Raw genomic sequence first — 15,390 nt, 5'->3', positions numbered from 1 at the left:
GTATTTTTAGTTTTTCTTCCATAAGCATTCAATGATTTATGAGAAATTAAAATGTCCTCAAATGAATGGAGACAAAAAAGATATTTATTGGCTTCACAAGATCGCCTTTTATGGGAGATGGTTTGTCGTACAATAACACCGCTTCACGGTAAGATGCTCTCTTCTACTTCAGAAACTATTGCAAATATTAATGATAAAAAACAGCCTATAACTCAAATCTCCTCATTGTCTCAGGAAAATCAACAACCCTCGACAATTATTAAAAGAGAAAAGAGGGCAGTTACACAAGCACAAAAGGTTCATTTCTTTGATCATGTTGCGCATCGTAAAATTTCCCAAGGTCGTTATCCTCTTGAGGCGCGTCTTGATCTCCACGGTTATATGCAGGAAGAAGCTTATTTTTTCTTAAAAAAATTTTTACAATCCTCTCAGCAGAGAGGATTGCGTTATGTTCTTGTGATTACAGGAAAAGGACGATCCGTTGGGAGCGATGGAGCTTTGTATAGATTTGTTCCGTATTGGTTATCAACACCATCTTTTCGATATTATGTCCATGCGTTTGAGCAAGCAGCGCGTCAACATGGCGGTGAAGGTGCGCTTTATGTTTGGTTGCGGCGTTTCGTATCGGGAAAAGAAATGTGATGTTATTGTGGTCGTTTCAGGTTCAATATTGATTTTATAAGATTTCGTATGTTTCAGGTTATAGAAAAGATGTGATAATGTACTGATTAATAATGATAATTAATTATTTCCCATATATTGCGCAAAAACCTTAAATACAATATTCCCTTATTTTTTAATTTTCTTATAAAGACATTGTTTTACACTCTCTCATTGCCTCATACTTTTGTTTTTTACAGATTTAATGTGATAACAGCACTCACGAAAAACAGAATGTTTAAGGCAGAACATACTTATGTTACATATTCACATGCTTATTAAAAAGCAATCTCCATGAGGTGTATAAAATTCATTGTATACCACCATCTTTACACTTAAATATAAAGTGCAAGGTTGGATATTCTAACGTGATTTACCAATTCCCAATATGGCGACAGCCCTTGAATCTTCCTTAGTACTTGAGAAAGTTTATAAGCGGTATGCCTTTCTTTAAGTGTTTTTACTCTACACGGCTCTCATCTCGTTTGTGATGTGCAAACGAAAGATTTTTATTAATTCAATATAAGAAGACTTAAAATGAGAGAGTCTTATCATATTTGCGGATCTAATTCAGGATGTAAAATGATAAATTGTTTTATAAATCAATGCATTAATCTATTAAGTATATGAAGAATAAAAACATGAGAAATTGAGAAACTACGTTACTCAAAAGATATTGCTATGGATAGTTTTAAAAACTGTGTAACTGAATTAAAGAGAATCGTGAAAATAAATAACAATAAACACTTTATAATACCTAGCCGCACACTCGCATCAAAAGATACAATTTAGATGAATGCTTTCATGAAGAAATTTTTTCATTCATTAAAGGGCAAAACCCTTTCTCATAATAATTAAAAATAATGAGGCGTAGAAGTAGAATATGAGATTCTACTGTGGGCATTATACTCTTATTCGCCGTCTTTCAGATATTGGTTGAAATGCTAGCTTCGCATGAAAGGCACAGTAGGGACTATTTTCATCAGAATCGGCACCACAAAAATGAAAATCTGCTGATAATGGATCACCAACTGGCCATCTACATGTATTTTCACTCAATTGTAGAAGATTAAGTTGACGTGATATAGGGACAACTACATTGGGTTTTGTAGACATATCAACTTCTTTTACATCGTCCACTACAAATTCTGTCTTTAAAGCTGTTTCTTCAATACTTACAGATGATGTGTTTATTGGCGATACCGTGGATGTGTTGCGACGCACACGTGGAGATGATGGGCTGCTGCTTCCCACAGGAGTTTTTTGCGAACGTGCGCTTCCTTGTGTTGTCTTACCACGACCTGGTAACTTTAATCGATGTACTTTGCCGATGACTGCATTTCTGCTGACCCCACCTAATTGAGCAGCAATTTGACTTGCACTTAACCCTTCACTCCAAAGCTTTTTAAGAAGCTCAACGCGTTCACATGTCCAACCCATACCAGCACTCCATTCCGATTACGTCACTAAGATGCTCTCCCCCTTTGCATCTTCAAATGTTTCAATAATGTTTTCATTGCACTGAATGAAAGAACTTTACACTCTAAACGAGCATAAAAAAATCATCCAACCTATGGAACTCACAAATCAAAACACATCATTCTTTTCACTATATCATAAATTACAATATGCACTCACTTTATGACAAGAGTCTTTGCCTTTTGAAGAGTTTATTTAGAATGTTTTCCCCAACTTGCCAATCAATCATAGGTTAAGCTTTCACTTTTGTTTAGGTTTTTTTCCAAAACGCTTATTTATAGAACCTTCATTGACTTTTTTTCAATTGGTGTAATGATCTATTCCATAGGTGTAATCATTAATCGCAATGAAAGTTGAAAGCACCGTAACGAAATGTACCATGTTGTTTTATTTGTAGTGTTGCTTTGTATATATATTGAAAAGGTTAAAATATAAAGGAAATTATGATGGACACCATCTCTGTACAACCACTTTATGAATGCTTCGCACGACGAAATTTGCATTTTGAACAAGGGCATGGTGTATGGCTTATTTCCGATAAAGGAGAACATTATCTTGATTTCACATCTGGCATTGCTGTTAATGCATTAGGGTATTCACATCCAAAATTGGTTGATACACTCAAAATACAAGCTGAAAAGCTTTGGCATGTTTCCAATCTTTTTCAATCTCCTGAACAAGCAGCTCTTGCTACGCGGCTTTGTGCAAATAGTTTTGCAGATAAGGTTTTTTTCTGCAATTCAGGCACTGAAGCATTAGAATGCGCATTTAAAACAGCGCGTCATTATTACTATGCCGCTGGTCATTCAACACGCATTGAAATAATTACTTTTGAAGGGGCATTTCATGGACGTACACTTGCAGCACTTGCTGCGACTGGGCATGAAAAATATCTTGAAGGCTTTGGACCTAAAGCTGGTGGATTTATTCAAGTCCCTTTTTGTGATGAAATCGCTTTGCGTAACGTTATTAATAAAAATACCGCCGCTATTCTTATTGAACCTATTCAAGGAGAAGGAGGAATACGAACGGTCCCTCATGAATATTTAAGATTTTTGCGCAAAATATGCGATGATAATGGTCTGTTGTTGATTTTGGATGAAGTTCAAACAGGCATGGGACGAACAGGAAAACTTTTTGCCTATGAATGGAGTGATGTCACGCCTGATATTCTTACCCTTGCAAAAGGACTAGGAGGTGGATTTCCATTAGGCGCTTGCCTTGCAACGGATAAAGTTGCAAAAAGTATGACACCTGGGACCCATGGATCAACCTTTGGAGGCAATTTGCTTGGAATGGCTGTAGGAAATAGTATTCTTGATATTTTGTTAGAGCCAAGTTTTCTCAACCATGTTCAGCGTATGGGGGATAAATTAAAAAATGGACTTTTGCACATTCTCAATATCTATCCTGATATTATCTGCGCAGTTCAGGGGATGGGGCTTATGATGGGCGTTCAGTGTGTTGTGCCTTCAAATCTTGTTGTTAATGCTTTGGAAAGTGAATATCTCTTAAGTGTTGCTGCCAACAATAACGTTGTGCGCTTATTGCCTCCTCTTATTATCAAGGAAGAAGAAATAGATGAAAGTTTGCGTCGTATTGAAAAAGCAATAGCTTATCTTTCGAAAATAAATAAGGACAGACAAATATCACACACATGACAAATGCTCTTCGTCATTTCACGGATTTATCCATTTTAACGCCGGCAATGGCACGTGCATTAATTGATTATGCAAAAAGCCTTAAAGCATCTTTTAAAGCAGGAAAAGGTTCAAAACCTTTTATAGGTAAAACGCTCGCGATGATTTTTGAAAAACCATCCACACGAACTCGTATTTCATTCGATATTAGTATGCGCCAGCTTGGGGGAGACACAATTATGCTTACGGGCTCAGAGATGCAGCTTGGTCATAGTGAAACCATAGCTGACACAGCACGCGTTTTATCCCGTTTTGTAGATATTGTGATATTGCGAACAACAAAACATCAACGTATGCTCGAATTAGCACAATATGCACAAATTCCTGTCATTAATGCTCTTACAGATGATACACATCCTTGTCAAATTCTAGCAGATATCTTAACCTATGAAGAACATCGAGGGCCTATTACGGGTAAAATATTTGCATGGATGGGAGATGGTAATAATGTGCTCCATTCCTTAATTGAAGCCGCAGCTCTTTTTGATTTTCATTTGCGTATTGCTACTCCAAAGGGCAATGAACCACAGGAAAAATTTATAGATTGGGCACGTGAACGAGGAGCGTGTCTTACGCTAACCCATAATCCCCAAGAAGCGGCTCAAGATGCTGATTGTATTATGACCGATACATGGGTCTCTATGGGACAAGAATTTCGTGCTCGCAGTCATTCTATTTTTCAGCCTTATCAAGTTAATGAAGCGCTCATGAAATTAGCAAAATCTGACGCTCTTTTTATGCATTGTCTTCCTGCTCACCGTGGTAAAGAAGTTGTCGATACTGTGATTGATGGACCGCACTCTGTCGTTTTTGATGAGGCTGAAAATCGTCTTCATGTTCAAAAAGCAATTCTTTCTTGGTGTTTACAAGATGCGTTTTTCTCTCCACAATAGCCTCCCTACAACAAATTATATAAAAGGCAAAGCCATGAGTGAACAAGCTAGAGATGAAGCCTCTTTCAACAACATCTACTTAGATGAAGATGATAGTGTTATTCCTTTTCAAGTTGAAGAACTTGATATCCGTGGACGTGCCGTGCAACTTGGGGAAACTTTAAATTCTATTCTCACAAGACATCAATACCCTGAACCGGTTTCTTATCTTTTGGCAGAAGCTTTACTTTTAACGGTTCTGCTTGGAACTTCTCTAAAGCTTATGGGAAAATTTATTTTACAAACCCATTCCGATGGACCAGTTAATATGTTGGTATGCGATTTTTCGCCTCCATCCAGTTTACGCGGATACGCTCGTTTTGATAAAGAACAGCTTAAACAAGCCATAGACAATGGTCAAATCTCTTCAGAAACACTTTTAGGAAAAGGCACTTTAGCTTTTACGATTGATCAAGGTCCCCACATGCAACCCTATCAAGGGATAGTTGCATTAGAGGGATCAAGTTTACAAGAAGCTTCTCGTATTTATTTTGATCAATCAGAGCAAATTCCTACCGATATTCGTTTGGCTGTTGCCATATTAATTAATCGTGACCAACAAGGAAAACCGCAGAAAAGCTGGCGAGCTGGAGGTATTTTGACCCAACTTTTACCCCAAGAATCGTCTCATCATAAAATAGATGCTCCTCATCAAAAGCGAGAAGAAAAGAAAACCAACACCCAATTGGATAACCAATGGCAAGAAACTAAAATACTCATGAAAACGATTGAAAGCGCAGAATTAACAGATCCCCAAGTGGGTAGTAAACAGTTATTGTTTCGTCTTTTTCATGAACAAGGTGTTAGAGTTTTTAATTCTTTTTCTCTTGTCGATCAATGTTCTTGTTCATGCGAAAAAATTAAAGGAGTCCTAGAAGGTTTTCCTATTGATGAACGCAATAAAATGGTTAAAGATAACTATATTTCAGTTACATGTGAATTTTGCTCAAAAACGTATCGTTTTACACCGCAAGAATTTTTGGAAGAAAAAACATAATCAAATATTTTTCATAAAAAATGATGATTGCAATAAAAGCCTATTTTATTTGCGTCATAAAAGTTTGCGCATAAGCTCATATGAACTTCTAGAATATTTCTTTACTTAGCTTTTTTCGATGTATGCTAATGATCTTTCTTTGACAATCAGTATTTACATCATAGAGTGCTTAAAAAAGAGTTCTCTGTAAAATATACTTTCTCCTCTCGAAAAAGCTTCTTTTGTACTTTTTACATCTCAAAAGTTTATTTCTTACAATGAATTCTTTTATAATGTTCATTGATAGATTGATTATCTACTCATAACTTATCTTCTCTGTTAAATGAGACTTTTTGATTGTAGTCATATTTTCTTACTCGAATTTATCTTATTAAGACTCAATAAAGCTTATTAGTTATAATCATAAGGGAAATTATCGAGAGAATAAGAATGTATAGATTCAATATAGATTTTATGGAGTCTATTACGAACAGATAGTGTAATGGGAATAAATATAACAATGACGCTGCAAAAGAGCAGATTTATTATTTTATAAAGATGAGAATAGTGGTGAAGTCTCCTCATAATAATGTGTATTTCAGATAAAAAGCGGAGAAAAAACACTATATAATTTTGAAAACAATAGTCGGTTGCTGTCACTAAGCTAATGATGGTTCTATAGCAATATTGTTTTGTCCAAATAATCAAAAATAAAGCTCCCAAACAGATATTTAATCGCTAAAGAAAAATGAAAACTACTTAAATTTTTGTCATATTTTGGAGGTTTGCTCTACAGATATTTCTTTACACATGTTTTTGAATCAACAATGATAATACTCTTGTCAAATTTTTCTAAGAAGAATAAGTGGCCGTATAAATAAAATAGCATACATAGCATGATAAAACGTTATGTTTTTACAAACTTGCATTATTCATCTTCTGGCATGATCGCTTGTTCAATTTTAGGAAGAATTTTTTTTTGATAAATTTGCCATGTTAAGGGACCAACATGTTTGGCAATAATAATGCTCTCTTTATTCAAGAGAAAAGTTTCTGGTGGTCCATACACTCCCCAGTCAATAGCTGTATATCCTGAATCATCAAAGCCAATAAATTTAAAAGGATTACCAAAACTGTTTAAAAAGCGCAGGGCGTTTGCTTTGTTATCCTTATAATTAATGCCAATTAGATCAAAACGTTTATCTTGTGCAATTTGCATAAGAAGAGGATGCTCTTCGCGACAGGGTAAACACCAAGAACTCCAAAAATTGATCAATGTGACACGTCCTTTAAACTGTTTTGAATTGAGATAACTTGCTTGATCAAGGAGAGGAAGATAAATATTGGGGGCAGGCTTTTTAGCCAATGCGTTTGGGAGAAGAGCTGGATCTTGAGGGTATTTTTTATCCATAAAATTGAAAAAAAACACTATGAGCAGAAGAAAAAGCACAAATGGTCCAAAAAGAACAAACAAAACAGGCAAAGATATATTTTTTTTAAATTTTGGAGTGGTATTTTTCATTCTATTTTTCTTTTTGTGGCAGCTCTTTGTTGTTTAGCTGTTGGAGAATTTTTTTTTGGTAGAGGGCTTTGCAAAGAATATATCCAATAAGAAAGAAGAGGGATATTGCAGAGAGCATATAGCTTAAAATAACAATTTGCTCGTGTTTAAGGGTTCCAAGGAAAAAATCAATTTTCAAAGATAGATTTCCTAAAAGTCCGCTTTGGATGCCATTTAGGTCGAGCATGATGAAGAGTCCTGTTGTTGTGCACGACGGGATTTTTTCATCTGAAGTATTTGGATATAACGATGATTGATTTCATTTCGCATAGCCATCAAATAGAGCGTAATAAACATAAAGATGAAACAAAAGAGCATTGTTATAAGGGGCCATAACATAGCATTGTCGATTGTTGGTCCTCCAGCGCGTAACAATGATGCTGGTTGATGCAATGTATTCCACCAATTAACAGAAAATTTAATAATAGGGATATTAACAAATCCAACAAGTGTAAGAATTGCAGTAGCACGCGCGGCTTTTATTTGATTGTCGAAAGCTCGTCCAAGCAGGATAATAGCAAGATAGATAAAAAGCAGAATTAAAACTGATGTTAACCGAGCATCCCAGACCCACCATGTTCCCCATGTAGGTCTCCCCCAAAGTGCTCCTGTCATGAGAGCCAAGGCGGTCAAAATTGCCCCAATAGGCGCTCCACATTTAAGTGCCACGTCAGCAAGATGATATTTCCAGATCAGATTTCCTAATGCCGCTGCACTCATTGTTACATAGCAGAATGTAGACAACCACGCAAAGGGTACATGAAGGTACATAATCTTAACAGTAATGCCTTGTTGATAGTCATCAGGGGAATGCATCACTAGAATAAGCCCTAAGATAAGGAAACACAATGTTATGCCGGCTAACCAAGGTAAGACGATACTGCTTATTTTCATGAAAAGGGTGAAACTTGCAGGGAGTGACCTGATTTTATATGTACGAGATAGTTTATTCATAAAATCCATAATAGGCAGAGTTTTGCTATGCGGCAATCATCTTTTATTATTCTGATAAAAGTTTAAGCGTTATCGCAGCAACAAAAGAGCTAAAGAGACTCAAAAGAAGTGAAAAAGCGCTGAGAAGAGCTAGGGATGTAAGAAAAGAGGTATTTGGGTTTATTGGGGCTGTAGCAGCGGAAACACCAAAAATCATAATTGGAATGATCCACGGCAAGATAATGATGAAAATAAGAAGGGTACTTTGCAACAATGAGGTTGCCAATGCTGCTCCTATAGCGCCAATAAAAATAATGGCTGGTGTTCCGCATAAAAGGGTAAGTATTGTTGTAAAAGTTAGCGTGACATCTAAATGGAGTATGATGGCTAAAATAGGCGTAGCAAAAATGAGCGGAAGCATTGTTCCTACCCAATGGGCAAGGCATTTAGTAAAAACAATCAGTGTAAAACTTTGTCTTTGTCCTGAAAGGATAAATTGGTCGAGATTGCCATCATCACGATCAATTTGGAACAGTTTGTTCAGATTAAGGAGTCCTGCGAGAAGGGCTCCAAACCACAATATACCTGGTCCTATTTGTGCAAGAATTTTGAGGTCTGGTCCAATGGCAAAGGGGGCTATGACAACAACAGCGATGAAAAATAATAGTCCTGTTAGTGAAGAGGCTTGTGGCGCTAATAATAGTTTAAGATCACGCCAGAATAATGCTTTCATTTTATTCTTTCCTAGAGAGGTAAAAATTTTTCCAGAGCGATTTTATGGTTTTCTGGAATACCTAGAGAATTATGAGTTGCGGCAATAATCATACCACCTTGATTTAGATGACGTTGGAAAATACGGGCAAGGAGTTTTTGAGCATGGTTATCGAGACCAGATATTGGTTCATCCAAAATCCAAAGAGGACGATAGGAGAGTAAAAGGCGGGCAATAGCTACGCGTCTTTGTTGTCCAGTTGACAGAGTGTTAAAGGGTAAATGTTCAAGATCAGAAAGACCAATATCGGCAAGTGCTTCATGCACAAAGCGTAAGTGTTGACCGTAAAATTCTGCCCAAAATTGCAAATTATCAATGACAGATAAGAGAGGTTTCATAGCATTTTGAGGACCAAGATAATGACACGCAGTTGCAACAGGGTATATTTGTTCATGATCTTTAAGTATTATATGGCCTTCAGCAGCTTCAAGAAGACCAACAATGATTCGGAGTAATGTTGATTTTCCGATACCATTTGGTCCACTGATTGTCATAAGTTGCTGTGGAAATAAACAAAAAGAAAGACCTTTAAATAGAATTTCCTCGTTTCTGTAAGCAGCTAAGTTTTTGCCTGATAATACCATGTGATTGCCTATTTTGCTTTTATTTTCATATTTTTATTGCATTATAGAATAAAAAACACGTTTTTTATGCAATTGTACCTAGAATAGTTCTAGAAATAGTTCTATAAGGAATGCCTTACATCAATATCTGGTGTAGAATGGTTTTCAGCGCTGATTTCCGCATTTGCCTATGAGAATGTGGAGGGGGAAATGGATAGCGGAGGTATTGCGTCTGCGCTCAAGCTGCGACCTTGACTCGTAGTTTGTGTTGTTCATTCCTAGAAATTGGGTGGTTTTTAGTATGAGGGTGGACAGTCATGACTCAAATTGATAGCTTTAATTGTCGCAGAACGTTAAATGTTGGTGGCAAAGAATATACTTATTATAGCTTAATCGAAGCAGAGAAGAATGGACTTGAAGGTATTTCTCGGTTGCCGTTTTCGATGAAAGTTATTCTCGAAAATTTATTGCGATTTGAAGATGGTCGCACGGTTAAAAAAGAGGATATCCTCAATGTTGCTAAGTGGTTAAGCGACAAAGGGAGCGCTGGGGCAGAAATTGCCTACCGTCCTGCACGTGTCCTTATGCAGGATTTTACAGGTGTTCCCGCGGTTGTTGATCTTTCTGCAATGCGTGATGCTATGGTCAAACTTGGCGGTAACGCTGAAAAAATCAATCCTCTCATCCCTGTTGATCTCGTCATAGATCACTCAGTTATTGTTGATGCTTTTGGCAATTCCATGGCTTTTAAGGAAAACGTTGAGCATGAATATGAACGCAATGGTGAACGCTATCGTTTCCTTAAATGGGGGCAACAAGCCTTTCAAAATTTTCGCGTTGTTCCTCCAGGAACAGGGATTTGTCATCAGGTTAACTTAGAATATTTAGCACAATGTGTATGGATGAAGAATGAAGAGGGCTGTGAGACGATTTATCCTGACACCTGTGTGGGAACCGATTCGCATACGACTATGGTGAATGGTTTAGGTGTTTTAGGTTGGGGTGTTGGTGGTATTGAAGCAGAAGCGGCAATGTTAGGCCAACCTGTTTCTATGTTGTTACCTGAAGTGATTGGTTTTCGTCTAACAGGGAAACTTAAAGAAGGTGTAACCGCCACCGATCTCGTGTTGACGGTGACCCAAGTGTTACGCCAAAAGGGTGTTGTTGGTAAATTTGTTGAGTTTTTTGGTCCTGGTTTGGAGCATATGACGCTTGCTGATCGGGCTACGATTGGAAATATGGCACCTGAATATGGAGCAACGTGTGGTTTTTTCCCAATTGATAAGGAGACAGTGCGTTATCTCAATATGACAGGGCGTGATGAAAATCGGATTGCCTTAGTGGAGGCTTATTCCAAAGCACAAGGGATGTGGCATGACGAAATGGGGGCTAATCCCATTTTTAGTGACACAATTGAATTAGATATGGAAACCGTTGTCCCTTCTATGGCTGGTCCTAAACGTCCTGAAGGGCGTATTGCATTGGAAAGTGTTGGGCAGGGTTTTGAGAAAGCATTGGTCGAAGACTATAAAAAAACGTCTGGACAAGATGAGCGCTATCAGGTTGAGGGTGAAGAATATACACTGAGTCACGGTGATGTGGTGATTGCTGCGATTACTTCTTGTACGAATACATCGAATCCAAGTGTTCTTATTGCAGCAGGTCTTTTGGCACGAAATGCTGTAGCAAAAGGTCTCAAGAGTAAACCATGGGTAAAAACTTCTCTTGCACCTGGGTCACAAGTCGTTGAAGCTTACCTTCAAAATTCGGGTCTACAAAAAGATTTAGATGCGTTAGGATTTAACTTAGTAGGGTTTGGGTGCACGACATGTATTGGGAATTCTGGTCCTTTACATCCAGCTATTTCCAAAACGATAAATGACAATGGTGTCATTGCAGCTGCAGTTCTTTCAGGAAATCGTAATTTTGAAGGGCGTGTTTCCCCTGATGTGCAAGCCAATTATTTAGCTTCACCACCGTTAGTTGTTGCACATGCGCTCATTGGGACGGTGTGTAAAGATTTAACCAAGGAGCCTCTTGGTGAAGATTCAGATGGTCAACCGATTTACTTGAGAGATATTTGGCCAACATCTCAAGAAATACAGGCCTTTATTGAAGAAAATGTGACGCGTAAGGTTTTTGCTGAAAAATATGCAGATGTCTTTAAGGGAGATGAAAATTGGCAAAAAGTTCAGATCCCTACGGGGTCTACCTATTCTTGGGATGAACAATCTACCTATGTACGCAATCCACCTTATTTTGATGATATGCAGAAAACTCCTAATGCCTTGCCAGATATTAAGGATGCACGGATTTTAGGTTTATTTGGTGATAAAATCACGACAGATCATATTTCTCCTGCAGGTTCCATTAAGGCAGCTTCTCCTGCAGGAAAGTATTTAATGGATCATGGTGTTAAAGTGGCGGATTTTAATCAGTATGGAACACGTCGTGGGAATCATGAAGTTATGGTTCGTGGGACCTTTGCCAATATTCGCATTCGTAATTTCATGCTAGGAGAAAATGGTCGAGAAGGAGGGTATACGGTTCATTATCCGTCAGCGGTAGAACAAACCATTTACGATGCAGCAATGGCGTATAAACAAGAAGGTGTTCCGCTTGTTGTTTTGGCTGGTATTGAATATGGGAATGGATCATCACGTGATTGGGCAGCCAAAGGGACCAATCTTCTTGGTATAAAAGCAGTGATTGTGCAGTCTTTTGAAAGGATTCATCGCTCTAATCTTGTTGGTATGGGCATTGTCCCTTTTGTCTTTGAGGAGGGGCTAAGTTGGAAATCTTTAGGCTTAAAGGGAGATGAAAAGGTGACAATTGAAGGGATTCATAATTTGAAACCTCGTCAAAAGACAGTAGCGATAATTACTTTTTCTGATGGTACGGTAAAAACTGTTCCATTGTTATGCCGCGTTGATACTGAAGATGAGCTAGATTATTTACATCATGGTGGAATTTTGCAATATGTCTTGCGTAAGTTAGCCGTTTAAATACCTTTGTTTGTTGAGGAGTGTCTTTAAACTATAGAACTATAAAGTTGCAGATCAAAGATTTTGGCTTCGTTTTTTATCTCTATCTTTGAAAATTTAATTGACGTTGGCTTTGAGATTGCGCTATAAGCCATACAGTTATAAACAGCTTTATAGTTTTGCTTTTGTTAGTAGAGTTGTTATTGAGACTCATTTTATCAAGGTATTGAAAGAGAGATTATATTTATGGCGAATACACCTTCTGCTCGAAAAGCGGTGCGCAAGGTTGCAGCACGCACACAGGTTAATAGGGCCCGCCGTTCACGCGTTCGTACTTTTATGCGTAAGTTTGATGATGCTTTAGCTGGTGGCGATAAGGCGTGTGCAGAAATTGCATTTAAGAATTTTGAGCCTGAAATTATGCGTGCGGTTTCTAAAGGGGTTTTTCATAAAAATGCTGCTGCACGGAAAGTATCGCGTTTAGCTAAACGTTTGAAGGCTTTCAGCGTTTAAGCTTTTTCTTTTTTATTGGGAAACAAGCCAGTATCCGTAAGGATACTGGCTTTTTGTTTTTTGTTTCAAAAAGCTTCCATTGAAAATAAGAATCGACAACGATTCTCTTCTTTAAAAAGGAGAGAAAGTTTATAGAGGGAGTAAGGTTATCCACAAGCTTTGTGGATTTTTACAGAGTCTTTTTTGTCAAGCATTTTATTTTTTTTTTTTTTAATCTGAAGAGATTCTTTAATTGTTAATAAATTCAGAAAAAAAATGAGTTGAATCAATTATTTTTCTCATTCCTCATTGATGTAAGCATTTTAAAAGCATTTTTTGGGGGCTTTTGATTGTATTTTGACCTCTTGCATTTTACCTCTGCTGTTTTGTATGGTTTCTATGAGGACTAAAAAGCATGAAGGGGTCATATCAGCGCATTATCCTGTATTTTGTTGGATACAAGATGCTTTGGTTTAGGCTTTTCGAAGCTTTTGTGTTGGATAGGTTTTCTGATGGTTTTTTAGTTTTCATGATTGGTATGTTTACCATTTTAAAAGGGTGGATCATATCAGTGAGTGCAAGTAAATCTTATTGGTCATCTTTGTTAATGGGGTTGTAATGAGGCTACCCTAGGGGAGGATGAGGAATCTTATTGGGGGTAGGGCGTTTTGCCTTCGCTAGATTTATTTTAGCTGTTTGGCAGGACAGAATTTTATTTTTATCAGGATGAAAGATGGTGGATAAATTGAACTCTAAAGCTAGTTCCTTTAAAAGGGTTTCGGTGAACATTCTGCCGGCAGAGAATATAATAAAGAATAGGATGATGGGTGGGGAGGGGACTGTTTGTAAAAATGCTTCTATAGCGCCCTCTCTTGTTTCAGAGGAGGAAGGTGCGGCGGCTTTTGTCCGTGTTATGGCACAATTAAAGGTGCAGGTTGGTGTTGAGGCTTATACCAGTTGGTTTGGTCGTGTAAAGCTTGCTGAATATAGTCATACTCTTGTAAAGCTTTCTGTTCCTACTGCTTTTTTGCGTTCATGGATTAATAATCACTATGGTTCTCTTTTGACTCATTTATGGAAACAAGAGAATTCGGCGATTCTTCGTGTTGAAGTCATTGTTCGCGGTATGGAACGTGTTTCAAGAGAAGTCATTTGTAAAACAAGTGCACCTTCTGTTGTGCTGCAGGAGCAGGCAGCTTCATCTTTTGTTGAGAGTTGTGCAGAGCATTCAGTCAAGAGTTCTCAGACTGGGGTTTTTGGATCTCCACTTGATTCTCGCTATACTTTTGAAAGTTTTGTTGAGGGGGCTTCTAATCGTGTTGCTTTAGCGGCTGCACGTTCAATTGCGGAGGGGCATAAAAGCGCTTTACGTTTTAATCCTCTTTTTATTCATGCATCTGTTGGTTTGGGAAAAACACATTTGCTTCAAGCGATTGCGGCTTCTGCATTGAAGCGTTTAACATCTGCACGTGTTATTTATTTAACTGCTGAATACTTTATGTGGCGTTTTGCGACAGCTATTCGTGATAATGATGCTCTTTCTTTTAAAGAACAGCTTCGCGATATCGACCTTTTGATTATTGATGATATGCAGTTTTTGCAGGGTAAGTCGATACAACATGAGTTTTGCCATTTGCTTAATATGTTGCTTGATAGTGCAAAACAAGTTGTTGTCGCTGCAGATCGCCCACCGGCGGAATTAGAATCGCTTGATCTTCGCGTTCGATCTCGTCTTCAAGGAGGGGTCGCACTTGAAATTGAAGCACCAGATTATGAAATGCGTTTACAAATGTTGCGCCAGCGGTTAAAGGTGGCACAACAAGATGATGGCATGATATCAATCTCTGATGATATCTTGGAATATATTGCGAAAACGGTTTTAGGGTCGGGACGTGATATTGAAGGGGCATTTAATCAGTTGTTATTTCGTCAATCTTTTGAGTCTAATTTATCTTTAGAACGGATTGATGAGTTATTAGGTCACTTGACACGTCCTGGAGAACCTAAGCGAATTCGGATTGAAGAAATTCAGCGTACGGTAGCGCGCCATTATAATGTTTCTAAACAGGACTTGTTGTCTAATCGCCGAACACGTACGGTTGTGAAGCCACGGCAAGTTGCGATGTATTTAGCAAAAGTATTAACTCCCCGTTCGTTGCCAGAAATTGGACGCCGTTTTGGTGGGCGTGATCATACAACAGTTTTACACGCTGTGCGTAAAATTGAGGATTTGGTTTGTGGTGATCAGACCTTAGCCAAGGAACTTGAATTGCTTAAGCGGTTGATTGGAGAACAGGCTGTATAATGTTTATCGTTTCTTTCTTTAGAGAAACTTTAA

The 15,390-nt window shown here is 37.9% G+C and carries 13 protein-coding genes; 7 read left to right on the top strand and 6 right to left on the bottom strand.

The window, feature by feature from the left end:
- Positions 1-51 precede the first annotated feature (51 nt).
- Positions 52-642, top strand: coding sequence for a Smr/MutS family protein (locus tag ACFIMQ_RS00250; RefSeq protein WP_375615593.1), 591 nt, complete (start codon positions 52-54; stop codon positions 640-642).
- Positions 643-1,563: 921 nt separating this feature from the next.
- Here the strand turns inward: ACFIMQ_RS00250 and ACFIMQ_RS00245 are convergent.
- Entirely contained in the window at positions 1,564-2,100 is a 537-nt protein-coding gene (locus ACFIMQ_RS00245) for a GcrA family cell cycle regulator (RefSeq protein ID WP_375703155.1), read from the bottom strand.
- Between the two features lie 485 nt (positions 2,101-2,585).
- Here ACFIMQ_RS00245 and ACFIMQ_RS00240 point away from each other — a divergent pair, with 485 nt between their 5' ends.
- From ACFIMQ_RS00240 to ACFIMQ_RS00230, 3 genes are read left to right on the top strand one after another with little or no spacing between them, the layout of a single operon-like run.
- The gene (locus ACFIMQ_RS00240) at positions 2,586-3,800 is read left to right on the top strand and encodes an aspartate aminotransferase family protein (protein ID WP_375615751.1); all 1,215 of its coding nucleotides are present in this window, start codon (positions 2,586-2,588) and stop codon (positions 3,798-3,800) included.
- On the top strand, positions 3,797-4,732 hold the full coding sequence (gene argF, locus ACFIMQ_RS00235; protein ID WP_375703154.1) for an ornithine carbamoyltransferase: 936 nt from the start codon (positions 3,797-3,799) through the stop codon (positions 4,730-4,732). Before ACFIMQ_RS00240 ends, argF begins: the two co-directional genes overlap by 4 nt.
- Positions 4,733-4,766: 34 nt before the next feature.
- A complete protein-coding gene (locus tag ACFIMQ_RS00230) occupies positions 4,767-5,768 on the top strand; it encodes an Hsp33 family molecular chaperone (protein WP_375703153.1) in 1,002 nt (333 codons plus the stop codon).
- Between the two features lie 907 nt (positions 5,769-6,675).
- Here the strand turns inward: ACFIMQ_RS00230 and ACFIMQ_RS00225 are convergent.
- The 5 genes from ACFIMQ_RS00225 to ccmA are packed head-to-tail and all read right to left on the bottom strand — an operon-like array spanning position 6,676 to position 9,597.
- Positions 6,676-7,269: a DsbE family thiol:disulfide interchange protein gene (locus tag ACFIMQ_RS00225; RefSeq protein WP_375703152.1), complete on the bottom strand. Its 594-nt coding sequence runs from the start codon at positions 7,267-7,269 to the stop codon at positions 6,676-6,678.
- A 1-nt stretch (position 7,270) separates the two neighbouring features.
- Complete coding sequence (locus ACFIMQ_RS00220) at positions 7,271-7,495, bottom strand: hypothetical protein (RefSeq protein ID WP_375703151.1); 225 nt, start codon at positions 7,493-7,495, stop codon at positions 7,271-7,273.
- Positions 7,483-8,262 carry a heme ABC transporter permease gene (locus ACFIMQ_RS00215; protein ID WP_375703150.1) on the bottom strand — a complete coding sequence of 260 codons (780 nt, stop codon included), beginning with the start codon at positions 8,260-8,262 and terminating at the stop codon, positions 7,483-7,485. Before ACFIMQ_RS00215 ends, ACFIMQ_RS00220 begins: the two co-directional genes overlap by 13 nt.
- Before the next feature lie 46 nt (positions 8,263-8,308).
- Positions 8,309-8,974, bottom strand: a complete 666-nt coding sequence (ccmB, locus tag ACFIMQ_RS00210) for a heme exporter protein CcmB (RefSeq protein ID WP_375615585.1) — start codon at positions 8,972-8,974, stop codon at positions 8,309-8,311.
- 11 nt (positions 8,975-8,985) lie between these two features.
- Positions 8,986-9,597 carry a heme ABC exporter ATP-binding protein CcmA gene (gene ccmA, locus ACFIMQ_RS00205; protein WP_375703149.1) on the bottom strand — a complete coding sequence of 204 codons (612 nt, stop codon included), beginning with the start codon at positions 9,595-9,597 and terminating at the stop codon, positions 8,986-8,988.
- Positions 9,598-9,893: 296 nt separating this feature from the next.
- Here ccmA and acnA point away from each other — a divergent pair, with 296 nt between their 5' ends.
- The 3 genes from acnA (at position 9,894) to dnaA (ending at position 15,357) form a co-directional block, all read left to right on the top strand.
- Positions 9,894-12,581, top strand: a complete 2,688-nt coding sequence (acnA, locus tag ACFIMQ_RS00200; protein ID WP_375615583.1) for an aconitate hydratase AcnA — start codon at positions 9,894-9,896, stop codon at positions 12,579-12,581.
- Positions 12,582-12,806: 225 nt separating this feature from the next.
- Positions 12,807-13,073 (top strand): 30S ribosomal protein S20, encoded by a 267-nt coding sequence (gene rpsT / locus ACFIMQ_RS00195; protein ID WP_375615582.1) that lies wholly within the window; start codon positions 12,807-12,809, stop codon positions 13,071-13,073.
- Between the two features lie 712 nt (positions 13,074-13,785).
- Positions 13,786-15,357: a chromosomal replication initiator protein DnaA gene (gene dnaA, locus ACFIMQ_RS00190; protein WP_375615581.1), complete on the top strand. Its 1,572-nt coding sequence runs from the start codon at positions 13,786-13,788 to the stop codon at positions 15,355-15,357.
- The last annotated feature ends 33 nt before the right edge of the window (positions 15,358-15,390 follow it).

Origin of the sequence: Bartonella sp. AD13SXNS, assembly GCF_042196465.1 — a bacterium.
Classification (GTDB): domain Bacteria; phylum Pseudomonadota; class Alphaproteobacteria; order Rhizobiales; family Rhizobiaceae; genus Bartonella.
Note: the sequence above shows the minus strand (reverse complement) of the source record. Positions and strands in the feature narration are given on the sequence as shown.